Annotated in this window: 21 protein-coding genes; 10 read left to right on the forward strand and 11 right to left on the reverse strand. The window is 74.1% G+C overall.

Going from position 1 to position 22,525, the window contains the following annotated elements; genetic code table 11:
• The first annotated feature begins 142 nt into the window (after positions 1 to 142).
• Positions 143 to 571 (forward strand): ASCH domain-containing protein, encoded by a 429-nt coding sequence (locus CHC11_RS21640; protein WP_245919553.1) that lies wholly within the window; start codon positions 143 to 145, stop codon positions 569 to 571.
• An 18-nt stretch (positions 572 to 589) separates the two neighbouring features.
• Here CHC11_RS21640 and mug read toward each other — a convergent pair whose 3' ends face one another.
• Genes mug through CHC11_RS21655 form a run of 4 tightly spaced genes read right to left on the reverse strand, consistent with a single transcriptional unit; the run spans position 590 to position 2,924 of the window.
• Positions 590 to 1,153 (reverse strand): G/U mismatch-specific DNA glycosylase, encoded by a 564-nt coding sequence (gene mug, locus CHC11_RS21645; protein ID WP_179278935.1) that lies wholly within the window; start codon positions 1,151 to 1,153, stop codon positions 590 to 592.
• Positions 1,153 to 1,293 (reverse strand): hypothetical protein, encoded by a 141-nt coding sequence (locus CHC11_RS41465; RefSeq protein ID WP_179278936.1) that lies wholly within the window; start codon positions 1,291 to 1,293, stop codon positions 1,153 to 1,155. Before CHC11_RS41465 ends, mug begins: the two co-directional genes overlap by 1 nt.
• Before the next feature lie 50 nt (positions 1,294 to 1,343).
• Positions 1,344 to 2,273: an aldo/keto reductase gene (locus CHC11_RS21650; RefSeq protein ID WP_089313596.1), complete on the reverse strand. Its 930-nt coding sequence runs from the start codon at positions 2,271 to 2,273 to the stop codon at positions 1,344 to 1,346.
• Positions 2,274 to 2,315: 42 nt separating this feature from the next.
• The gene (locus CHC11_RS21655) at positions 2,316 to 2,924 is read right to left on the reverse strand and encodes a TetR/AcrR family transcriptional regulator (RefSeq protein WP_089313597.1); all 609 of its coding nucleotides are present in this window, start codon (positions 2,922 to 2,924) and stop codon (positions 2,316 to 2,318) included.
• 69 nt (positions 2,925 to 2,993) lie between these two features.
• Between CHC11_RS21655 and CHC11_RS21660 the strand changes: the two genes are divergently transcribed.
• Positions 2,994 to 3,731: an SDR family oxidoreductase gene (locus CHC11_RS21660; RefSeq protein ID WP_245919554.1), complete on the forward strand. Its 738-nt coding sequence runs from the start codon at positions 2,994 to 2,996 to the stop codon at positions 3,729 to 3,731.
• A gap of 57 nt (positions 3,732 to 3,788) precedes the next feature.
• Here the strand turns inward: CHC11_RS21660 and acnA are convergent, their stop codons facing one another.
• Both acnA and CHC11_RS21670 read right to left on the reverse strand, forming a co-directional pair.
• Positions 3,789 to 6,554, reverse strand: coding sequence for an aconitate hydratase AcnA (acnA, locus tag CHC11_RS21665; protein WP_089313832.1), 2,766 nt, complete (start codon positions 6,552 to 6,554; stop codon positions 3,789 to 3,791).
• A gap of 262 nt (positions 6,555 to 6,816) precedes the next feature.
• Positions 6,817 to 7,800: a DUF2804 domain-containing protein gene (locus CHC11_RS21670; RefSeq protein ID WP_089313598.1), complete on the reverse strand. Its 984-nt coding sequence runs from the start codon at positions 7,798 to 7,800 to the stop codon at positions 6,817 to 6,819.
• 133 nt (positions 7,801 to 7,933) lie between these two features.
• On the opposite strand from CHC11_RS21670, the gene hpnC reads away from it, so the two are divergent.
• Genes hpnC through hpnH form a run of 6 tightly spaced genes read left to right on the forward strand, consistent with a single transcriptional unit; the run spans position 7,934 to position 15,030 of the window.
• Entirely contained in the window at positions 7,934 to 8,797 is an 864-nt protein-coding gene (hpnC, locus tag CHC11_RS21675; protein ID WP_089313599.1) for a squalene synthase HpnC, read from the forward strand.
• The gene (locus tag CHC11_RS21680) at positions 8,794 to 9,711 is read left to right on the forward strand and encodes a phytoene/squalene synthase family protein (protein WP_089313600.1); all 918 of its coding nucleotides are present in this window, start codon (positions 8,794 to 8,796) and stop codon (positions 9,709 to 9,711) included. Before hpnC ends, CHC11_RS21680 begins: the two co-directional genes overlap by 4 nt.
• Positions 9,708 to 11,027, forward strand: a complete 1,320-nt coding sequence (gene hpnE / locus CHC11_RS21685) for a hydroxysqualene dehydroxylase HpnE (RefSeq protein ID WP_089313601.1) — start codon at positions 9,708 to 9,710, stop codon at positions 11,025 to 11,027. Before CHC11_RS21680 ends, hpnE begins: the two co-directional genes overlap by 4 nt.
• Positions 11,024 to 12,049 carry a polyprenyl synthetase family protein gene (locus tag CHC11_RS21690; protein WP_089313602.1) on the forward strand — a complete coding sequence of 342 codons (1,026 nt, stop codon included), beginning with the start codon at positions 11,024 to 11,026 and terminating at the stop codon, positions 12,047 to 12,049. The genes hpnE and CHC11_RS21690 overlap by 4 nt, the downstream gene beginning before the upstream one ends.
• Complete coding sequence (gene shc / locus CHC11_RS21695) at positions 12,049 to 14,025, forward strand: squalene--hopene cyclase (RefSeq protein ID WP_089313603.1); 1,977 nt, start codon at positions 12,049 to 12,051, stop codon at positions 14,023 to 14,025. Before CHC11_RS21690 ends, shc begins: the two co-directional genes overlap by 1 nt.
• A complete protein-coding gene (hpnH, locus tag CHC11_RS21700; RefSeq protein WP_089313604.1) occupies positions 14,026 to 15,030 on the forward strand; it encodes an adenosyl-hopene transferase HpnH in 1,005 nt (334 codons plus the stop codon).
• Positions 15,031 to 15,105: 75 nt separating this feature from the next.
• Here the strand turns inward: hpnH and CHC11_RS21705 are convergent, their stop codons facing one another.
• Positions 15,106 to 17,088, reverse strand: coding sequence for a bifunctional phosphatase PAP2/O-acyltransferase family protein (locus CHC11_RS21705; protein WP_179278938.1), 1,983 nt, complete (start codon positions 17,086 to 17,088; stop codon positions 15,106 to 15,108).
• 207 nt (positions 17,089 to 17,295) lie between these two features.
• Here CHC11_RS21705 and CHC11_RS21710 point away from each other — a divergent pair, with 207 nt between their 5' ends.
• Both CHC11_RS21710 and CHC11_RS43495 read left to right on the forward strand, forming a co-directional pair.
• Positions 17,296 to 17,949: a PadR family transcriptional regulator gene (locus CHC11_RS21710; protein WP_089313606.1), complete on the forward strand. Its 654-nt coding sequence runs from the start codon at positions 17,296 to 17,298 to the stop codon at positions 17,947 to 17,949.
• A 2-nt stretch (positions 17,950 to 17,951) separates the two neighbouring features.
• A complete protein-coding gene (locus CHC11_RS43495) occupies positions 17,952 to 18,461 on the forward strand; it encodes a DUF1707 SHOCT-like domain-containing protein (RefSeq protein WP_089313607.1) in 510 nt (169 codons plus the stop codon).
• Positions 18,462 to 18,634: 173 nt separating this feature from the next.
• Here the strand turns inward: CHC11_RS43495 and CHC11_RS21720 are convergent, their stop codons facing one another.
• From CHC11_RS21720 to edd, 4 genes are read right to left on the reverse strand one after another with little or no spacing between them, the layout of a single operon-like run.
• Entirely contained in the window at positions 18,635 to 19,024 is a 390-nt protein-coding gene (locus CHC11_RS21720; RefSeq protein ID WP_089313608.1) for a PPOX class F420-dependent oxidoreductase, read from the reverse strand.
• Between the two features lie 52 nt (positions 19,025 to 19,076).
• Complete coding sequence (gene eda / locus CHC11_RS21725) at positions 19,077 to 19,703, reverse strand: bifunctional 4-hydroxy-2-oxoglutarate aldolase/2-dehydro-3-deoxy-phosphogluconate aldolase (RefSeq protein WP_089313609.1); 627 nt, start codon at positions 19,701 to 19,703, stop codon at positions 19,077 to 19,079.
• Complete coding sequence (gene glk, locus CHC11_RS21730) at positions 19,700 to 20,716, reverse strand: glucokinase (RefSeq protein WP_089313610.1); 1,017 nt, start codon at positions 20,714 to 20,716, stop codon at positions 19,700 to 19,702. Before glk ends, eda begins: the two co-directional genes overlap by 4 nt.
• Positions 20,716 to 22,524, reverse strand: coding sequence for a phosphogluconate dehydratase (gene edd / locus CHC11_RS21735; protein WP_089313611.1), 1,809 nt, complete (start codon positions 22,522 to 22,524; stop codon positions 20,716 to 20,718). The genes glk and edd overlap by 1 nt, the downstream gene beginning before the upstream one ends.
• Position 22,525: the final 1 nt, after the last annotated feature.

Raw genomic sequence — 22,525 nt, forward strand, 5'->3', positions numbered from 1 at the left:
GCCTCGTACGTTGGCAATTCCTGCGGGATGCGCCTAACCTCTCGGGCATCGTCGCGCGGCACCCGGCTTCCACCGCCGGGCGTCCCGGCGATCCCGGGGGGCGGACGGACCGGCGGACAACGGAGGTGACCGCGTGCAGGCGATGAGTGTTCAGCAGCCCTGGGCGTTCGCGATCGCGCGTGGTGGCAAGAGCGTGTCGAACCAGAGCTTCCCGACCGCCTACCGCGGCCCGCTCCTCGTCCACGCCTCGATGCGCGTCGACCTGAAGGCGTGCGACTCGCCGCTGATCCAGGCGGCCGGATGGGACCCCCGCGACCCGCTCGCCACCATCGGCGCGGTCATCGCGGTCGCCGAACTCGACGACGTCTGCTCCGCCGCCGTGCGCGGCGCCGCCTGCGACTGCGGCCCCTGGGCCGGCTCCGCCTCCCACCACTGGTGCCTGTCCGGCATCCGGGCCCTCCCCCGCCCCATCGTCGCCGTGGGCCGCACCGACCTGTGGCAGCCCACCCCCACCCTCCTCAAAGAGGTGGACACGATGTTCGCCGTCGCCGCACTCAACAACGCCGACTGAGCGTAGGAAGACCGCTCCTCACGGCGTTCTGAGGGCGTCGGCCGCCTGGCGGAGGCGGCCGAACTCGGTGGCGATGCGGGCGAGGGGCCAGCTCGCGTTGAGGCCGCTCGGGTTGGGCAGCACCCACAGGCGGGCGGGGCCGAAGTCCTCGTCCTGCGGGCCGATCTGCGTCCTGGGGCGGGCGAAGGCGGTGCGGTAGGCCGTGACGCCGGCGACGGCCAGGTAGGCCGGGCGGTGGCGTTCGACGAGGGCGGCCAGACGGCGCCCGCCCTCGCGGAGCTCGGTGTCGGTCAGCTCGTCCGCGCGGGCGGTGGTGCGCGGAGCCAGGTTGGTGATACCGAGGCCGTACCCGGTCAGGAGGTCCTGCTCGGACGGGTGCAGCCGGCGGTCGGTGAAGCCCGACAGGTGCAGCGCGGGCCAGAAGCGGTTGCCGGGACGGGCGAAGTGGCGGCCGGTCGCCCCCGAGTACAGGCCCGGGTTGATGCCGCAGAACAGGACGCGGAGCGTCCCGGGGGCCTCGGGGAGGATGTCGGGGATGACGCGGTCGCGGGCGGCCTCCAGATCGGCCTTGGTGGGGCGCATCAGATCAGGCTACGGACGTACGCCACCAGCGGGAGCGCGTCGCGCACGATCATGGCGGGTGCGGCCCGTACACGGCGGAGGACCTCCACGCCCGAGAGGACGAAGGCCGCGGCCTGGAACTCCAAGACGGGCGGTGCCAAGTCCGGTTCGACCCGCAGGTCCTCATGGAGTTCTGAACCGCCGGCGGCGGTCAGGCGGACGCCGTGGTCAGGTGGTCGAGCTGGGCGGCGGTCAGGGTCGTGCGGGCGGCCTCCACGAGCGGTGGGAGCTGCTCCAGGGTCCGGGCGCTGGCGATGGGCGCGGCGACGGTCGGCCGGGCGGCGAGCCAGGCGAGCGCGACGGTCGCGACCGGGACGTCCTGCTCTTCGGCGACGATGTCGAGCGCCGCCAGGACGGCGCGTCCGCGTTCGGTCTCCAGGTGCCGCGCGGCGCCCCCGGCGCGCGCGCTGTCCACCGTGGACCCGGGGCGGTACTTCCCGGTGAGGAAGCCGGACGCGAGGCCGTAGTACGGGACGGCGGCCAGCCCGTACTTCTCGGCCAGGTCGCGCCGCGGCCCCTCGTAGGAGCCGCGGGAGACGAGGTTGTACTCCGGCTGGATCGCCGTGTAGGGGGCCGTCCCCTCCCGCTCGGCGAACTCCAGGGACGCCTGGAGCCTGTCCAGCTCGATGTTCGACACCCCGATCTGCCGGACCTTGCCGGCGGCGACCAGCCCGTCCAGCGTCGTCATGATCTCTTCGACGGGCACCGCCGGGTCGTCGAAGTGGGTGAAGTACAGGTCGATGCGGTCGGTGCGCAGGCGCCGCAGCGAGTCGTCCACGGCCGCCCTCATCGTCGCCGCGGCGAGCCCCGGGTGCTCGGGGTGGCGGCCGCCCTTGGTCGCGATCACGAGGTCGTCGCGGTTGCCGCGCGACTCCGCCCACTCCCCGATGATCGACTCGGACTCGCCGCCGCGGTTGCCCTCCACCCACGCCGAGTAGGAGTCGGCGGTGTCGAGGAAGTTGCCGCCGGCCCCGGCATAGGCGTCCAGGATCTGGAACGAGCGCTCCCGGTCCGCGGTCCAGCCGAAGACGTTGCCGCCCAGGCAGAGCGGGAAGACGTCCAGTTCACCGATCCTGTGCATGGCATCCTTCTCGTCGATCGCGGCACGGGGTCGCAGGGACCACTACCCCCCGTCGGCCGCGCTAGCCGTGACCTGGGCGGTGAGCGCGCGGGCGAGCATGTCGGCCTCGCTCTCCGAGAGCGGGGCGTGCCCGACGAGGATGCGGTACCAGAGCACCCCGTAGGCCTGGTCGACGACGAGGCCGAGATCGGTCCCCGGTGTGATCTCGCCGCGCTCGCGCGCCCGCTCCAGCAGCCCGCGCAGCACCGTGCGCCGTCCGGCGATGAAGGCGCGCATGGGTTCGCGGGCGTGGGGGTCGCGCTGCGCCTCGGCCATCGCGTGCCGCAGGACCGACACGGTGCGCTCGTGCCCGACGGCCCGGAACGTCGCGCGCAGGAAGGCCCCGAGGTCGCCGCGCAGCGAGCCGGTGTCCGGGACGGGGATGTCCTCGCCGGCGCGCTCGGCCACCGCCTCCAGCAGCACGGCGCCCTTGGACGGCCACCAGCGGTAGATCGTCTGCTTCCCGACGCCGGCCGACGCCGCGATCGTGTCGATCGTCACGGGCGCGTCGCCGGTGCCGCCGAGCAGTTCGACCGCGACGTCCAGGATCGCCCGGCGCGCGGCCTCGTTGCGGCGCCTCCCCGTGTGCGGTCGATGGGCCTCCCCGGTCATGGGCCGAGCATACCGTTTGACGGAACCGCCGGTCTCGGCAAATAATTGTCGAGACGGAAGGTCTCGACAATGGAAGGGCGGCGCATCATGACGCTGAACGGGCAGCGGACCCTGGTATGCGGCGGCACCTCGGGGATCGGCGCGGCCACCGCCCGGCTCTTCGCCGGCCAGGGCGCCGACGCCGTCGTCACCGGACGCGACGCCGAGCGCCTGGCCGAGGCCGCCGCGGACGGCCTCACCGCGCGTCGCCTGGACGCGGCCTCCGCGGAGGAGGTCGCCGCGTTCTTCGCCGAGGACACGGTCTACGACCACCTCGTCCTCGCGCTGAGCGGCGGAGCGGGCGCGGGCCCCCTCGCCACCCTCGACCTGGCCGACCTGCGCGCCGGCTTCGAGGCCAAGTTCTGGTTGCACCTGCGGCTCGTCCAGGCCGCGCTCCCCCGCCTGGCGGCGGGCGGCTCGGTCACGTTCGTCACCGCCTCGTCGGCGCGGGCCGCGCTGCCCGGCACGGCCGGGCTCGCGGCGATCAACGGCGCGCTGGAGGCGATGGTGCCGCCCCTGGCCGCCGAACTGGCCCCGCTGCGCGTGAACGCCGTGTCCCCGGGCGTCATCGAGACCCCGTGGTGGGACGCCATGCCCGCCGAGCAGCGCGCCGCCATGTTCGCCGAGCACGCCGCCGCCCTGCCGGTCGGGCGCGTCGGGCGTCCCGAGGACGTGGCGCAGGCGATCCTGCTGACCGCGACGAACGGGTTCATCACCGGCAACGTCGTCGAGTGCAACGGCGGCCTGACCCTGCCGACCGGCCGCTGACCGCACGGGAACGGGCCGCCCCCCAGGTCGGGGAGGCGGCCCGTTTCGGCGTGCGGATTACTTGCGGAGCAGGTTCCGCAGGACGTACTGGAGGATGCCGCCGTTGCGGTAGTAGTCCGCCTCGCCGGGGGTGTCGATGCGGACGACGGCGGTGAACTCCGTGCCGTCGGCCCTGACGGTGACCTCCTCCGGGATCCCGCCCTCGTTGAGCGCGGTGACGCCGGTGATGTCGAACGTCTCGGTGCCGGTGAGGCCGAGGGACTCGGCCGACTCCCCGTCCTTGAACTGCAGCGGCAGGACGCCCAGGCCGATCAGGTTCGAGCGGTGGATGCGCTCGTAGGACTGGGCGATGACGGCGCGGACGCCGAGCAGCGCGGTGCCCTTGGCCGCCCAGTCGCGCGACGAGCCGGAGCCGTACTCCTTGCCCGCGACGACCACGAGCGGGGTGCCCTGCGCCGCGTAGTTCTGCGCGGCGTCGTAGATGAACGCCTGCGGAGCGTCCTGCCGGGTGAAGTCGCGGGTGTAGCCGCCCTCGACGCCGTCCAGGAGCTGGTTGCGCAGCCGGATGTTGGCGAACGTCCCGCGGATCATGACCTCGTGGTTGCCGCGGCGCGAACCGTAGGAGTTGAAGTCCTTGACCGCGACGCCGTTGTCCTGCAGGTACTGCGCGGCGGGCGTGCCGGCCTTGATGGACCCGGCCGGGGAGATGTGGTCGGTGGTGACCGAGTCGCCCAGCTTGGCCAGGACGCGGGCGCCGTGGATGTCGGCGACCGGCTCGGGCTCGGCGCGCATGCCGTCGAAGTACGGCGCCTTGCGGACGTAGGTGGACGCGGTGTCCCACTCGAACAGGTCGCCGGTCGGGATGTCGAGGCCCCGCCAGCGGTCGTCGCCCTTGAAGACGTCGGCGTAGCTCTGGGTGAACATCTCCTGCCCGATGGACGACTCGACGATCGCGGCGACCTCCTCCGGCGCGGGCCAGATGTCGGCCAGGCGGACCGGGCCGTCGGCGCCCTCGGCGATCGGGTCGCGCAGGATGTCGATGTCCATCGTCCCGGCGAGCGCGTAGGCGATGACCAGCGGCGGCGAGGCCAGGTAGTTCATCTTCACGTCGGGGCTGATGCGGCCCTCGAAGTTGCGGTTGCCCGACAGCACCGCGGTGACCGCGAGGTCGTTGTCGTTGACCGCCTTGGAGATCTCGGGCTGCAGCGGACCGGTGTTGCCGATGCAGGTGGTGCAGCCGTACCCGACCAGGTTGAAGCCGATCTTGTCCAGGTACGGGGTGAGGCCGGCGCGCTCCAGGTAGTCGGTGACGACCTGGGACCCGGGCGCGAGGGAGGTCTTCACCCACGGCTTGCGGGTCAGGCCCCTCTCCACCGCGTTCTTCGCCAGCAGCGCCGCGCCGATCATCACGTACGGGTTGGAGGTGTTGGTGCAGGAGGTGATGGCCGCGACGGCGACGTGCCCGTGGTCGAGCTCGAAGGACGTCCCGTCCTCCAGGGTGACCGGGACGAGGTTGTGCGGGCGCTTGGCGCCGTTGGTGGCGTGCTGCCGCGGCTTGTCGCCGTTGGTGTCGTGGCTGATCGCCGGGGAGTCCGAGGCCGGGAACGACTCGCTGGACGCCTCGTCGGCCGCGCCCTGGATGCTCTCGACGTAGTTCTGCACGTCCCGCCGCCAGGTCTGCTTGGCCTCGGCCAGGGAGATGCGGTCCTGCGGGCGCTTCGGACCGGCCAGCGACGGGACGACCGTCGCGAGGTCCAGCTCCATGTACTCGGAGAACTCCGGCTCCACCGACGGGTCGAGCCACAGGCCCTGCGCCTTGGCGTAGGCCTCGACGAGCGCGGTCTGCTCCTCGTCCCGGCCGGTGAGCCGCAGGTACTTCAGCGTCTCGTCGTCGATCGGGAAGATCGCGCAGGTGGAGCCGAACTCGGGGCTCATGTTGCCGATCGTGGCGCGGTTCGCCAGCGGCAGCGCGTGCACGCCCTCGCCGTAGAACTCCACGAACTTGCCGACGACGCCGTGCTCGCGCAGCATCTCGGTGATGGTGAGCACGAGGTCGGTCGCGGTCGTCCCGGCGGGCATCTCGCCGGTCAGCTTGAAGCCGACGACGCGCGGGATGAGCATCGAGATCGGCTGGCCGAGCATCGCGGCCTCCGCCTCGATGCCGCCGACGCCCCAGCCGAGCACGCCGATGCCGTTCTCCATCGTCGTGTGCGAGTCGGTGCCGACGCAGGTGTCGGGGTAGGCGACCCCGCCCCGGTCGAACACCACGCGGGCCAGGTGCTCGATGTTCACCTGGTGGACGATGCCGGTGCCGGGCGGGACGACCTTGAACTCGTCGAACGCCGTCTGCCCCCAGCGCAGGAACTGGTAGCGCTCCCTGTTGCGCTCGTACTCGCGCTGCACGTTGCGCTCGAAGGCGTCCGGCGAGCCGAAGTAGTCGACGATCACCGAGTGGTCGATCACCATCTCGGCCGGCGCCAGCGGGTTGATCCTGGTCGGGTCGCCGCCGAGGTCGCGCACCGCCTCGCGCATCGTCGCCAGGTCCACCACGCACGGCACGCCGGTGAAGTCCTGCATGATCACCCGCGCGGGGGTGAACTGGATCTCCTTGCTCGGCTTGGCCTTGGCGTCCCACTGCGCGAGCGCGCGGATGTGGTCGGCGGTGACGTTCGCACCGTCCTCGGTGCGCAGCAGGTTCTCCAGCAGCACCTTGAGGCTGTACGGGAGACGGGCCGAGCCCTCGACGGCGTCCAGCCGGTAGATGTCGTACGACCTGTCGCCGACCTGCAGCTTGTCGAGACTGCCGAAGCTGTTCGCGGACACGGACTCCTCCTCCGTCGCCACCGCGCGTCCGGTCCGGGACATGAGCGCGCGGCGCTGGTTTGATCTTCAATAAGGCCCGTCCCCGAGGCCGACGCGGGACGGCGCGCGGCGGGACGGGAGCTTCGTCTCCCTTGATCCTGCCTTAGTCGGAATCCTGACCGGGAATCAGGGCCGCCTAACTTCCGCCGCTTTTCTCTCGACGTCAAGCTATCTTCATTTTATCTCGACATCAAGCTACTTGCTCCCGGCCGAGGGGTCCGGCTCACCAGCGCTGGCGGGCCTCCTCCGCCCAGCCGGTGAGGGCGTCGAAGTCGTGCCATGTGCCGTCGTCGGCCTGGGCCCGGCCGCTGAAGTGGCCGAAGCACTGGTGGGTCTCGGTGCCGACGACGCCGAGCTCGGTCCGCGCGACCTTCTCGTGGAACGGCCGGAACTCGGCCTCGACGCGCGGCCCGCGGACCGTCCAGGGGCGCAGCCGGTCGCCGCGGTCGTAGGACCAGTCGAGCTCCTCGCCGATCTTGTGCAGCCGGCCGCCGACGAACAGCGCGTTCTCGGTCATCCCGGTGCCGTCGGTCCACTTGCCGCCGAGTTGCAGGGCGAGGCCGGGGCCGCTCGCCGCGGCCCAGTTCCATGTCGTCCGGTACGGCCACTTGCCGCGCCCGTGGTCGAGGACGGCGAAGGCGCCCTCCCCGATCTCGTGGTCGCCGGACGGGAGCCGCAGCCGCCCGTGCACGGGACGCCCGACGTCCTTGACCGTGTACTGGAAGCGCCGGGCGCTCCAGGGGATCACCACGCCGAGCGACTCGTGGCCCTCCGGCAGCGGAACCCGGACGTCCAGGTCCACCAGCCCGGGGACCAGCGCCCGCACCCGCGAGCCGGACGGCCCCTGCCGGACGCCCACGGCGAACCCCGCCCCGCGCACCGACGCCTCCCCGGACCCGCTGCGGTCGGGGAACACCGCACCGCGCGCGAAGGGGACCACGCCGTCCCGGGAGGTCTCCTCGCCCGTCTCGCGGTCCAGCACGTACACGCCGTGGACCGCGGCGTAGTCCAGCGACGAGGCGACCAGCCCGATGACGTGCCGGGGCGTGACGATGCCCCAGTACTCCCAGCGCTTGGCGCGTCCCCAGCCGCGCAGGTTCGCGCGGTGCAGCGGGCGCCGCGTCCAGCCGACCGCCCGCGCAGCGAGCCGCCCGTCAGGCGTGCACAGGTCGACGGGCTCGGTGATCTCGCGCTCATGGGTCGGCATGCCCCGAGGCTACCGAGCGGTCCGCGCGACGCCGTGACCCCTGGAACGGTTCAGCCCCCGGACACGCCCCGTTTAGATAAGTCCATACCTTGGCCAGAGTTTCTCTCGTGCCGGACCGGTCGATCTCCTCTAGGTGATCATTGAACCGCCCTGGAGCGCCGAGGAGCACGATCGCGCGCTGGACCGGCTCGCCTCCCGGGAGAACTTCCCGGTGGCGGCGCGGGTCCTGCCCGCCCGGCACCGCGCCGCCCTGCGGGCCGTCTACGGCTTCGCGCGGCTCGTCGACGACATCGGCGACGAGGCCCCGCCGGAGCAGCGGCCCAAGCTGCTCGGACTCGTGGACGACGACCTGGACCGCGTGTTCGCCGGGCGGACGCCCGCCCTGCCGCAGCTGCGGAGGCTGGCGGAGACGGTGCACGCGCACCGGATCCCCGAGGAGCCGTTCCGCGACCTCGTGCAGGCGAACCGGCAGGACCAGACCGTCCACCGGTACGAGACGTTCGCCGACCTGAAGGGCTACTGCGCGCTGTCCGCCGCGCCGGTGGGACGGATCGTCCTGCGCCTGTTCCGCGCGCACACGCCGCGCCTCGCGGCCGCGTCCGACGACGTCTGCACGGCGCTGCAGATCGTCGAGCACTGCCAGGACGCGGGGCAGGACTACCGGGCCGGCCGGATCTACCTGCCCGGCGAGGACCTGCGGCGCTTCGGCTGCGCCGAGGACGACCTCGCGCGCCCGGTCACGCCGACCCGGCTGCGCGGCGTCCTGGCGCTCCAGGCCGGCCGCGCCCGCGAACTGCTGGACGGCGGCGCAGCGCCGCTGCTGGCGGACCTGACGGGATGGGCGCGCATCGCCGTGGCGGGCTACGTGGCCGGCGGGCGCGCCGCGCTGTCGGCTCTGGAGCGCGGGCGGTACGACGTGCTCGCTCATGCGCTGCGTCCACGGCGGGCCACGCTGCCGGCCGGGTGGGCGCGCGCCCTTGGAAGGAGGGGGCGATGACGGTTTCGGAGACGTGCGAGGGTTCCGAGCGGGTGGTCGAGGCGTACCGGCACTGCGAGCGGGTGGTGCGCGAGGAGGCCCGCAACTTCTCCTACGGGATACGGCTGATGCCGGCCCCGAAGCGGCGGGCGATGAGCGCGGTCTACGCGTTCGCGCGCGGCATCGACGACATCGGCGACGGCCCGGAGCCGGCGTGCGTCCGGCTCGACCTGCTGGACCGGTCGCGGCAGCGGCTGATGACCGTGCAGGAGGTGCTGCGGCGGCGGGCGGACGTCCGGGCGCTGGAGGGGCATCCGGTGCTGACCGCGCTGGCGGACGCGGCGGGCCGGTTCCCGATCCCCCTGGAGGCGTTCGAGGAGCTGCTCGACGGCTGCGAGGACGACGTGCGCGGCGCCGACTACGAGACCTTCGACGACCTGCTGCGCTACTGCCAGCGGGTCGCGGGCTCGGTCGGGCGGCTGTCGCTCGGGGTGTTCGGGTCGGACGGCCGGCAGCGGGCCGAGGGCCTCGCCGACTCGCTCGGCGTCGCGCTGCAGCTCACCAACATCCTGCGCGACCTGCGCGAGGACCGGCTGGCCGGGCGCGCCTACATCCCGGCCGAGGACCTGGCGCGGTTCGGCTGCACGCTGAAGCTGGACGAGTCGGGCGCGTTCATCGACCCGCCGTGGCGGCTGAACGAGCTGATCGGCTTCCAGGCGGAGCGGGCGCGGGCCTGGTACGCCGAGGGGCTGCGGCTGCTGCCGCTGCTGGACCGGCGCAGCGCGGCGTGCACGGCGGCGATGGCCGGCATCTACCGGCGGCTGCTGGAGAACATCGCCGCCCGTCCGCAGATCGCGCTGGACGCGCGGGTGTCGCTGCCGACCTGGCAGAAGGCCGTGGTGGCGGCGCGCGCGCTGTCGGGGGTGGAGCGGTGAGCGTCGTCGTCGTGGGCGGGGGGCTCGCGGGCATCAGCGCGGCGATCGCGCTCCAGGAGTCGGGCGTTCCGGTCACGCTGCTGGAGTCGCGGCCGTGGCTGGGCGGCGCCACGCACTCGTTCGGGCGGGGCGAGCTGAGCGTCGACAACGGCCAGCACGTCTTCCTGCGGTGCTGCACGGCGTACCAGGGGCTGCTTCACCGGCTGCGCGCCGACCACCTCGTCGACGTGCAGGACCGGTTCGACGTCCCCGTCCTGCGGGCGGGCGCGCCGCCGGCGCGGCTGCGCCGGTCGGGCCTGCCGAGCCCGCTGCACCTGCTGCCCGCGCTGGCCGGGTACGCGCCGCTGTCGGCCGCCGACCGGCTGCGGGCCGTGCGCGCCGCGCTGGGGCTGGCGCGCCTCGACCCCGCCGACCCCGTGCTCGACCAGGTCTCCGCCGGGGCGTGGCTGGCGCAGCGCGGGCAGCGGCCGTGGGCGCGGGAGGCGCTGTGGGGCCTGTTCCTCACGTCCGCGCTGAACGCCGAGGTGGACGACGCCGCGCTCGGCCTGTCGGCGATGGTGTGCCGGCGGGCCCTGTTCGGGCGCGCGGACGCGGCCGACATCGGGCTGCCGCTCGTCCCGCTGGAGGAACTGCACGGCGGCCCGGCGCTGCGGCGCATCGCGGAGATGGGCGGGACCGTCCGGCTGAAGGCCAGGGTGGAGGCCGTCACCGCCGACCCGAAGGTCGTCGTGGACGGGATGCCGATCGCCGCCGACGCGGTCGTCATCGCGGTGCCGCACGAGGCGGCGGTGCGGCTGCTGCCCGCCGAGGCGCTGCCGGACCCGCTGCGCTGGCCCGAGCTGGACGCCAGCCCGATCGTGAACGTGCACGTCGTCTACGACCGCCGGGTCCTGGACGCGCCGTTCGCCGCCGCGGTCGGCTCGCCCGTCCAGTGGGTCTTCGACCGGACGGCGGTCAGCGGGCTGCGCGGCGGCCAGTACCTCGCGGTGTCCCTGTCGGCCGCCGACCCGTGGATCGACATGCCGACCGCCGAGCTGCGCTCGCGGTTCGTCCCCGAGCTGCGGCGGCTCCTGCCCGCCGCGTGGGGCGCGCAGGTCCGGGAGGTGTTCGTGACGCGGGAGCGGCGCGCCACGTTCCGGCAGCGCCCCGGCAGCGCGGCCGCCCGCCCCGGCGCGGCGACGCGCGCGCCGGGCCTGTACCTGGCCGGCGCGTGGACCGACACGGGCTGGCCCGACACCATGGAGGGAGCAGTGCGCAGTGGTCTCACCGCCGCCCGCCTGGTCCGCCGCCACCTGGAGAAGGTGAAGGACCGATGACGGCCGTGCCCGTTTCGCTGACCGATGTCCGTGAGCTGGTCGACGGCGCGCTGCGCGCCGCGGTCGGGCGGCTCGACCCGCGGACCTACCGGGTCGCGGCCTACCATCTCGGCTGGACCGACGAGGAGGGCCGCCCGCGCAAGGCCCCCGCGGGCAAGGCGCTGCGCCCGGCGCTGGCGCTGCTGTCCGCGCGGGCCGCCCTGGCTCCGCCGGAGAGCGGGCTGCCGGGCGCCGTCGCCGTCGAGCTGGCCCACGCGTTCTCGCTCCTGCACGACGACATCATGGACCGCGACCGGACGCGCAGGCACCGCCCGGCGGCGTGGACGGTGTTCGGCGACGCGTCCGCGATCCTGGCGGGCGACGCCCTCCTCGCCCTCGCGGGAGAGGTCCTGCTGGAGGCGCCCGGCCAGGGCTCGGCGCGGGCGGCCCGCGCGCTGGCGGCCGCCGTCCGCCGCCTCGTCGCCGGGCAGTCCCTCGACATGGACTTCGAGACGCGCAGGCAGATCGGCGTGGAAGAGTGCCTCACGATGGCCTCCGGCAAGACCGCCGCGCTGCTCGCGTGCTCGTGCGCGATCGGGGCCGTCCTGGACGGTGCGCCGGAGCGGCTGTGCGCCGCGCTGGAGGCGTTCGGCGAGGACCTCGGCATCGCCTTCCAGCTCGTGGACGACCTGCTCGGCATCTGGGGCGACCCGGCGACCACCGGCAAGCCCGCGCTGTCGGACCTGCGGTCCCGCAAGATGTCGCTGCCGGTCGTCGCCGCGCTGAACTCCGGGACGCCGGAGGCCGCGCGGTTGGCCGGGCTGTACGCGCGGCCCCTGCCGGCCGAGGAGGAGGCGGCCGGGGACCAACTGGCCGAGGCCGCCGGGCTGGTGGAGGCGGCGGGCGGGCGCGCCTGGGCCGAGATGGAGGCCGAGAGCCGCATCCAGCGCGCCGCCGAGCACCTGCTCACCGCGCGGCTTCCGGACCCCGTCCGCGCCGAGTTCCTGCACATCGCCGACTTCGTCACCTGCCGGGACCACTGATGACGACGACAGAGCCCACCACCGGGACGACACCCGCCGCAGCACCGCCGGTCGGCGCAGCACCGCCGCCCGCCGCAGCACCGCCGGTAGGCGCGGAACGGCCGGGCGCCGGCGGGGCGGCCCGGATCAGGACGGCCGCCGAGGCGCTGGAGGCCGCCCGCGACCACCTGCTCCTGCTCCAGTCGCCGGAGGGCTGGTGGAAGGGCGAGCTGCAGACCAACGTGACGATGGACGCCGAGGACCTGCTGCTGCGCGAGTTCCTCGGCATCCGCGACGACGCGGACACCCGCGAGACCGCGCGCTGGATCAGGTCCCAGCAGGCCGCGGACGGCACCTGGGCGAACTTCCACGACGGCCCGCCGGACCTGTCCACGACCGTCGAGGCCTACGTCGCGCTGCGGCTCGCGGGCGACCCGCCCGACGCGGGCCACATGATCCGCGCCGCCGCCTTCGTCCGCGGCGGCGGCGGCATCCCGGCGACCCGCGTCTTCACACGGTTCTGGCTGGCGATGTTCGGCCGCTGGCCGTGGGAGGACCTGCCGGTGCTGCCGCCGGAGCTGATGTTCCTGCCGCGCTGGTTCCCGCTGAACGTCTACGACTGGGCGTGCTGGGCGCGGCAGACGATCGTCCCGCTGACGGTGGTGGCCGCGCTGCGCCCCGTCCGGCCGCTGCCGTTCGCGCTGGACGAGCTGTACCCCGGCTACGACGTCCCCCCGGCCCGCCGCCGGGGCCTGTCCGGGTGGGACGCGGCGTTCGGGGCGCTCGACATGGCCCTGCACGTGTACGAGCGGCACCCGGCGAAGGGGGTGCGCAGGGCCGCGCTGCGCCGCGCCGCCGAGTGGATCGTCGCGCGGCAGGAGCGGGACGGGTCCTGGGGCGGAATCCAGCCGCCCTGGGTGTACTCGCTCCTCGCGCTGCACCTGCTCGGCTACGGCCTCGACCACCCGGTCGTCCGGCGGGGCCTGGACGGGCTGGAGCGGTTCACGATCCGCGACGACCGGGGACGGCGCCTGGAGGCGTGCCAGTCCCCCGTCTGGGACACCGCGCTCGCGATGAACGCCCTGGCCGACGCGGGCCTGCCCGCCGGGCACCCCGCCCTGGAGCGGGCCGCCGGATGGCTGATCGGCGAGGAGGTGCGGGGCCCCGGCGACTGGTCGGTGCGGCGCCCCGGCCTGCCCCCCGGCGGCTGGGCGTTCGAGTTCGACAACGACTGCTACCCCGACACCGACGACACCGCCGAGGTCATCCTCGCGCTCGGCCGCGCCCGGCACCCGATGGCCGAGCCGGCGATCGAGCGGGGGCTGCGCTGGATGGCGGGGATGGCCTCCCGGGACGGCGGCTTCGGCGCGTTCGACGCCGACAACACCCGCGCCCTGTGCCGCAGGCTGCCGTTCTGCGACTTCGGCGAGGTCATCGACCCGCCGTCCGCCGACGTCACCGCGCACGTGGTGGAGGCGATGTCCCACCGCGGCATGGCCGACTCGCAGACGGTCAAGCGGGCCGTCGTGTGGCTGCTGAAGGCGCAGGAGCCGGACGGGTCCTGGTTCGGCCGCTGGGGCGCCAACCACGTGTACGGGACGGGCAGCGTCGTGCCCGCCCTCATCGCGGCGGGCGTCCGGCCGGGCAAGCCCGCGATCCGCGGCGCGGTCGCCTGGCTGGAGCGCCACCAGCGCGACGACGGCGGCTGGGGCGAGGACCTGCGCTCCTACCGGGACCGGACGTGGATCGGGCACGGCGCCTCCACGCCGTCGCAGACCGCGTGGGCGCTGCTCGCCCTGCTGGCCGCCGGCGAGCGCGGACCGGCCGTCGAGCGCGGGATCCGCTGGCTCGTCGAGCACCAGCGCCCGGACGGCAACTGGGACGAGGACCACTTCACCGGCACCGGCTTCCCCGGCGACTTCTACATCAACTACCACCTCTACCGGCTCGTGTTCCCGCTCTCGGCGCTCGGCCGGTACCTGAAGGAGATCTCCTAAATGGCGATGCCACTGCGCCAGAGCCTGCGCGTCGGGGGTTACGTCCTGCGCAACAAGCTGGCGGGGCGGACGAGATACCCCTTGATCATGGAGCTGGAGCCGCTGTTCGCGTGCAACCTCGCGTGCGCGGGCTGCGGGAAGATCCAGCATCCGGCGGACGTGCTCAAGCAGCGGATGCCGGTCGAGCAGGCGGTCGCGGCGGTCCGCGAGTGCGGCGCGCCGATGGTGTCGATCGCGGGCGGCGAGCCGCTGATGCATCCGCGGATCGGCGAGCTGGTCGCCGAGCTGGTGCGGATGAAGCGGTACGTGTTCCTGTGCACGAACGCCGCACTGATCCCGAAGAAGATCGATCTGTTCCGGCCGTCCCGCTACTTCGCCTGGGCGGTGCACGTCGACGGGCTGCGCGAGCGTCACGACGCGTCCGTCTGCAAGGAGGGCGTGTTCGACGAGGCGGTGGACGCGATCAGGATGTGCCAGGAGCGGGGGTTCCGGGTCACGACGAACACGACCGTGTTCAACACCGACACCCCGCAGACCGTCATCGACGTCCTCGACTACCTCAACGACGAGCTCCGCGTCGACCAGATGATGATCTCGCCCGCGTACGCCTACGAGAAGGCGCCCGACCAGGACCACTTCCTCGGTGTGCAGGAGACCCGCGGCCTGTTCCGCAAGACGTTCGCGGACGGGCGCCGCGAACGGTGGCGGTTCAACCACTCGCCGCTGTTCCTGGACTTCCTGGAGGGGAAGGTCGACTTCCCGTGCACGGCGTGGGCCATCCCGTCGTACTCGCTGAAGGGCTGGCAGCGGCCCTGCTACCTGATGGACGACGGCTACACCGCGACCTACCGGGAGCTCCTCGACACCACCGACTGGGGCGCCTACGGGCGGGGGCGCGACGAGCGCTGCGCGAACTGCATGGCGCACTGCGGCTACGAGCCCACCGCCGTGTTCGCGACCATGGGCTCGCTCAAGGAGTCGCTGCGCGCCATGCGGAGCATCTGAGCACGGAGCATCTGAGCACGGAGCATCTGAGCACGGAGCTGCTGAGCACGGGGCTGCTGAGCACGGGGCGTCCGATCACCCCGGCTCCTTCCGCAGTTCCTCGAAGACGTCGTGGACGGCGTCCATCAGCGCGTCGGCGTCCTCCGCCAGACCGGGGTCGACGGAGAGGCCGAAGCACAGGTCGCGGTGGACGCCGAGCCCGGCGATCGCCAGGGGCGTGCCGGGGGCGAGCGGGACGATCGGGTAGACGGCGGTGAGCGGGGCGCCGCACAGCCGCAGGATCCGGTCGGGCCCCGGAAGGCTGGACACGGTGCCCTGCAGGAACCGTCCGCTGTAGGACATGCGCGCGAAGCGGGCGTGCAGCGGGGGCGGCATCAGCCGTCCCGCCTGCCACATCACGAACCACGCCGCCTGCGCCCGCGTCCCGGACCGCAGCACCCGGCTGCGCCTGGAGATCAGGGCGAGCCGGTCGGTCTCGGCCATCTTCCCGATCGGCAGGTCCACCATCACGGCGGTGGTGTGGTTGCCCACCATCGCGCTGCCCGGCGGCCGCATCATCAGCGGGACCGCGACGCGGCACGTGCCGGGCCGGCCGTCCTCCTCGCTGACGCTCCGGTTCAGGGCACCTGCGACGGCGCACAGCACGACGTCGGTGACGCGGGCGCCGTGGCGGCGGGCGACGTCCCGCACCGTGCCGAGCGGGAGGACCATGGTGCCGAACCGGCGCTCGCGCGTCCCGGCGGCGGGCAGCCGCTCCGGCCTGCCGACGGCGGTGGCGAGCTGGCCGAGCCCGACCGCGGTGGCGAGCGCCTTGCGCAGCGGCGCCCGGGGCGGCCCGGCGACCGGCTCGGGCGGCGGCTCCATCAGGTAGACGGCCTGCGCCACGATGCCGACGCCGTCGGCGACCACGTGGTGCATCAGGTAGACGACCGCCGTACGGCCGGGCTCGGCGCCCTTCAGCACGACCATCCGCCAGGGCGGCCGGTCCAGCGGCAGGGCCTCGGACTGGAGCCGGGCCACCTCGGCGCGCAGCCCGGCCATGCCGCCGACCCGCTTCTCGGTGACGTGCCACTCCCAGTCGACCCGGTCCTGGTCGCGCCAGACGGGGCGGCGCCAGCGGCCCCTGCGGACGAGCCGCTGCCGGAAGCGGGGCAGCCCGCCGAGGCGCTCCTCGATCACCCGGACGAGGTCGGCGCGGCCGACGTCCGCCCGCGAGGTGTCGAGCATGATGACGCCGCCGGCCTGCTGCGGGGACTCGGGCGTCTCCACGGCGAGGAAGAACGCGTCCGGCCCCTGGACGCGCCGCGCGGGCGGACGCGCGACGCGCTCGGCGAGGTAGACCGGCACGACGACGAACGGCACGGCGGCCAGGGCGTCCAGCAGGTAGTGGTTCGCGGTCGCCAGGATGACGTAGAGGGTGACCAGGATGTGCGCGGTGTTCAGCCCCTGCACCCAGCGCTTGGCCTTCACGCGTGCGAGTTCCACGCCGACCCACAGCGTCCAGGCCATGTGCAGGGACGGGACGGCGGCGAACTCGTCGGCGTGCTTCACCAGCGGCGACCCCCACGACCCCCAGGTGCGGCCGTCGGTGACGGTGTCGACGAAGCCGAGGCCGGGCGGCATCAGCCTGGGCGGCATGACGGGGTACAGCGCGAAGCACGCCAGGCCGGCGAGGTTGAGCATGACGAACGCGTTGCGGGCCGTGCGGTACCGCTCGGGGTGGCGCAGGAACAGCCAGACCAGGAGGGCCAGCGCGCTGGCGACGTAGGTGACGGCGTACTCGTAGTTGGCCAGGACCCGCAGGACGGGCTGGTCCGCCAGCCAGCCGTTGAGGGCGGGTTCCACGTCCATGTGCAGGGCCCGCTCCAGCGCGTACAGCGACTCCCCGTGCTCCCGGGCCGCCGCCGCCCTCGCCTGCTCGGGAAGCATCGCCACCAGCGAGTAGAGCGCGAACAGCGCCAGGCCGAGCACGAGCTCGTTCCTGGCGCGGAGCCTCGTGCCCGTGGCGCCCGGGGCGAAGACCGCGTCCTGCGCGGCGACCGCGTCCTGTGTGCCCATCGTCCCCCTCGCCCACGGTGGTACCCAAAGACGCGCGCGATCAGACGGCGTTGGCCGCATTCGGAGCCGACGCACGGTTTGTCGCCACGAGAGGCGGCGGCGCATGCATCCGGATTGGGGGAACCATCTAGCCGATCCGTACGTCTACGATATATCGTTGTCGTATCGCGAGAGGTCAAAGAGAGCTCTCAGAAGGTGGTGTAGAACATGGGGCACATGCACGGCCGCGGCCCATGGGGCCGCGGCGACTTCCCGAACTTCGGCGCCCTGTTCGGCGGCGGGCCGGGCCCCTGGGGCCCGCCCGGCGGGTTCGGCCACGGGCCCGGTCCGCGCCCGCCGTGGGCGCGGGGGCGCGGCGGTCCGTGGGGCCGGGGCGCCAAGGCCCGCAAGGGCAACGTCCGGGCGGCGATCCTCGTCCTGCTGGCCGAGGAGCCGCGCAACGGCTACCAGATCATCCAGGAGATCGACGAGCGCAGCGACGGGGCCTGGAAGCCGAGCCCAGGCGCGGTCTACCCGGCGCTGCAGCAGCTCGCGGACGAGGGGCTGATCGCGGGCGACGAGTCCGGCGGCCGCCGCACCTTCCATCTCACCGCCGAGGGCCGCGCCCACGTGGAGGAGAACGCCGAGCGGCTGGCCGAGCCGTGGGCGGAGATGACGCCCGAGTTCGGCGAGGGCGTCCCGGAGCTGTTCAAGCAGGCCGCGCAGACCGGGGCCGCGGTGATGCAGATCGTCCATTCCGGCTCGCCCGAGCAGGTCGGCCAGGCGAAGGACGTCCTGTCGGAGGCCCGCCGCAGCCTGTACCGCATCCTGGCCGACGACCTGGACGACCCCGGGCCGACGGCCGACGACACCGAGGAGTGATCATGGCACCGCGTGACGAGATCCGCATCGGCGACGCCGAGCGCGACGCCGTCATGGTCGCCCTGCACGACCACTTCGCCGAGGGCCGGCTGGACCGCCCCGAGCTCGACGAGCGGCTGGAGGCCGTGCTCGCCGCCAAGACGCGCGGTGACCTGCGCCCCCTCGTCCGGGACCTGCCGTCCCCGACCGGGCTGCCCGAACCCCCCGAGAAGGCCCCGTGGGAGTCCCCGCCCGGGTCCGCGTGGGAGCCGGGGGCGGCGGTCGTGTTCGGCGGGCCGGGGCACCCCGCCTGGCACCGCCACCGCCGGCACATGGCCCACCGCCACCGGGGCAGGCCGGTCTTCCCGGTCTTCCCCCTGCTGTTCGCGGCGTTCCTGGTGCTCGCCTTCACGGCGGGGCCCGGCACGGGGGCCCTCGTCGTCCTGCAGATCGCGCTGGCCGCCTGGGTCGTGCGCGCGGTCCTGCTGGCGTTCGGGATCCGCCGGGCCCGGCGCCACGCTCCCGGCTCCTGACCGGGGGACGGTTCAGGCGGCCGCCGGGACGCAGCGGTCGGGGACGGCGTCGCGGAGGGCAGGCCGGCCGCGCGCGATCACCTGGACGCGCTGCGCCTGCGGGCGGCCGCCGATGGACGTCGTCCCCGGCGGCGGGCGTGGCCTCGCCGCCGGCCCGTGCCCGCACCGCGCGGTCAGCCCCCGTGGAGCGCGAGCTCGTAGTGCAGCGTCCGGTAGCCCTTCAGCTTGTGGGCCAGCGGCACCGCGAACCCCTGCAGGAGCGGGTGCTTGCGGGCGAGCAGCCTGCGGATCGGCCGCGCCTCCTCCTCGGTGAGGAGGCGGACGCGGCCCCGCGTCCCCGGCCCGGTGGCCTTGCCCCGGAAGGTGCTCGGCGCGAGCTCCACCTCCGGGTTGCGCGCCAGCCGCCTGGCCTTGAACGCCTTGTCGTAGGTGCGGAAGTAGGCGCGGTCGCCGCGGACGACGACGTTCACGGGCGTCCCGACCGGCGTCCCGTCCTTGCGGTAGCTCGTCAGCAGGACGGTGCGCTGCTTCCTCAGCTTCTCGAGCGTCGATGTGGTCTCCATGCCCGGGAGACGTGTTGCCCGCTCCCGGATGTGACATCACCGCGCCCCGGCATCACCCGGTGCGGAGTGCCGCCGCCTCGGAGGCGAGCTTGCCGACGCGGTCCCAGTCGCCGTCGCGGAGGGCGTCCGCGGGGGTGAGCCAGGAGCCGCCGACGCAGCCGACGTTGCCGAGCGCGAGGTACTCGGCGGCGTTCCGCAGGCCGACCCCGCCCGTCGGGCAGAACCGGATCTGCGGCAGCGGCCCGCCCAGCGCCTTCAGGTAGGCGGCGCCGCCCGCCGCCTCGGCCGGGAAGAACTTCATCGCCGTGATCCCGTTCTCCAGCAGGGCGACGGCCTCCGAGGCGGTCGCGACGCCCGGCAGGAACGGCAGCCCGGTCGCGACCATCGCCGCCTGGAGGCGCGCCGTGCAGCCGGGGCTGACCAGGAACTTCGCCCCGGCGGCGGCCGAGCGCTCGGCGTCCTCGGGGCGCACGACGGTCCCCGCGCCCACCACGGCGTCCGGGACCTCGGCGGCGATCCGCGCGATCGCCGCGAGCGCGGACGGCGTGCGCAGCGTCACCTCGATCACCGGGAGGCCGCCCTCCACCAGGGCGCGGGCCAGCGGGACGGCGGCCTCGGCGTCGTCCAGCACCACCACGGGGATGACGGGCGCGAGGTCGAACAGGTCTTCGGCGATCATGCGGGCTCCAGATCGGGCAGGCTCTGCGCGAGCCGGGCGGCGGCGCCGACGAGGGCCGGGCCGGGATGGACGATGAGGGCGGTCGGGATGGCGCGCATGTAGTCCTCGACGGGAGGCTTCCCCTCGAAGCGGGCACGGAACGCGCTGCCCTGCAGCACGTCCGCGATCCGCGGCAGGATCCCGCCGCCGAGATAGACGCCGCCCCGCGCGCCGAGCGTGAGGGCGACGTTGCCCGCGAGCGACCCGAGCAGCGCGCAGAACATGTCCACGGCCTCGCGGCACAGGGGGTCGTCGCGGTCCTCGCTGATCTGCCGCGGGGTCAGGTTCAGCGCGGGCCGGCCGTCGATCGCGGCGAGGTAGCGGCGGATGCGGGCCAGGCCCGCCCCCGACAGCAGGTACTCCGCGGTGGCCGCGCCCTTCTCGGCGCGCAGCAGCCGCGTCACCACGATCTCCCGGTCGGTGGCGGCCGGGACGTCGACCTGGCCGCCCTCGCCGGGCAGCGGAACGTAGCCCGACGGCGTCCGGACGAGCCCGGCGACGCCGAGGCCCGTGCCGGGCCCGACCACCGCGAGGGGCGCGCCTGGGTCCGGACGCCCCCGCCCGAGGGAGACGAGGTCGTCGTCACCGAGGTGCGGCAGGGCCAGGGCGAGCGCCTCGAAGTCGTTGATGACGTCCAGATGCGCCAGGCCGAGATGGGCGCGCACCGCCTCCGGGTCGCCCTCGGGCCAGCCCGCGTTGGTCAAATGGAACGTGCCATTCGTGACGGGGCCCGCCACGGCCAGGCACGCCGCCACCGGGCGCACGCCGACCGCGTCGAGATAGGCGGCCGCGGCCTCCGCGAGCCCCGGATGGTCGCGGGTCGGCAGCGCCCTGACCTCGGAAAGGGCACCCCCGGGGCCCTCCACCAGCCCGAACCGGGCATTGGTCCCGCCCACGTCCGCGACCAGCCACGTCCCGCTCGGTACCTGCGACGGGGGAGCGACCCCCCACTCCCCCCGGTCCGCTTCGCTCATCAGAAGATCCCCGCGCCACGTTCGGCCGGGCCCACGGCGTGGCGGAACGCCTGGAACAGCTCCCGCCCCGTGCCGTACGTCTGGTCGGGCGGCCCCGCGGCGGGCTCGCGGGCGGCGAACTCCTCGGCGGAGACGAGGACCTCCAGCACCCCCGCGTCCGCGTCGAGCCGGACGACGTCGCCGTCGCGGACGCGGGCGAGCGGCCCGCCCGCCGAGGCCTCCGGCGACACGTGGATCGCGGCGGGCACCGCCCCGGAGGCGCCCGACATGCGGCCGTCGGTCACCAGCGCGACGCGGTGCCCCCGGTCCTGGAGCACCGACAGCGGCGGGGTGAGCCGGTGCAGCTCCGGCATGCCGTTCGCGCGCGGCCCCTGGTTGCGGACGACCGCGACGACGTCCCGGTCCAGCTCCCCGGCGGCGAACGCCTCCTGGAGCGCCTCCTGCGAGTCGAACACGCGGGCGGGGGCCTCGATGGTCCGGTGCTCCGGCCGGACCGCCGACACCTTGACGACCGCCCGTCCGAGGTTGCCGCGCACGGTGTGCAGGCCGCCGTGCGTGTCGAACGGCTCGGCGGCCGGGCGCAGGACCTCGGTGTCGCCGGACTCCCCGGGCGCCTCCCGCCACTCGACCTTGCCGCCGACGAGCTCCGGAACGTTGCGGTAGGCCGCGAGGGTGTCGCCGCCGACCGTCCGCGCGTCCTCGTGCAGGAGCCCGGCGTCGATCAGCTCGCCGATGAGGAACGCGGTGCCGCCCGCCGCGTGGAAGTGGTTCACATCGGCGGTCCCGTTCGGGTAGAGGCGGGTGAGCAACGGCGTGACCTTGGACAGCTCGTCGAAGTCGTCCCAGGTCAGCTCGATGCCCGCCGCGGCCGCCATGGCCACCAGGTGCAGCGTGTGGTTGGTCGAGCCGCCCGTCGCGAGCAGCGCGACGACGCCGTTGACGAACGCGCGCTCGTCGAGCATCTCCCCGATCGGGGTGTAGCCGTCGCCCAGGTCCGTGAGCTTGAGGATGCGCCTGCCCACCGCCTCGGTGAGGCCGTCGCGCAGCTTGGTGCCCGGCGGGACGAAGCTGGCGCCCGGCAGGTGCAGCCCCATGACCTCCATGAGCAGCTGGTTGGAGTTGGCCGTCCCGTAGAAGGTGCAGGTGCCGGGCGAGTGGTAGGACGCCGCCTCGGCGGCGAGCAGCTGCTCGCGCCCGATCTCACCCGCCGCGAACCGCTTGCGGACCTTGGCCTTCTCGCCGTTCGGCAGCCCCGACGCCATCGGCCCGGCGGGCACCAGGATCACCGGCAGGTGCCCGAACGACAGCGCCCCGATCACCAGCCCCGGCACGATCTTGTCGCACACGCCGAGCAGCAGCGCGCCGTCGAACATGTCGTGCGACAGCGCCACGGCCGTCGCCATCGCCACCACGTCCCGGCTGAACAGGGACAGCTCCATGCCGGCCCGGCCCTGGGTGATGCCGTCGCACATCGCGGGGACGCCGCCGGCGAACTGCGCCGTGCCGCCCCCCGCGCGGATCGCGGACTTCAGGATCTCGGGGTAGTCCTGGAGCGGCTGGTGCGCGGAGAGCATGTCGTTGTAGGCCGACACGATCGCGATGTTGGGCGTGACGTCGCCGCGCAGCCACAGCTTGTCCTGGACGCCGCAGGCCGCGAAGCCGTGCGCGAGGTTCGCGCACCCCATCCCGCCGCGGACCGGGCCCTGCGACCGGGCCTCCCGGATCCGGTTCAGGTACGCGCCGCGGGGTCCGGCGCTCCGCTCGACGACGCGCCGGGTCACTGCCGCCAGCACGGGGTGCACAACCATC

This window comes from Actinomadura mexicana (assembly GCF_900188105.1).
In the GTDB taxonomy this organism is placed as follows: domain Bacteria; phylum Actinomycetota; class Actinomycetes; order Streptosporangiales; family Streptosporangiaceae; genus Spirillospora; species Spirillospora mexicana.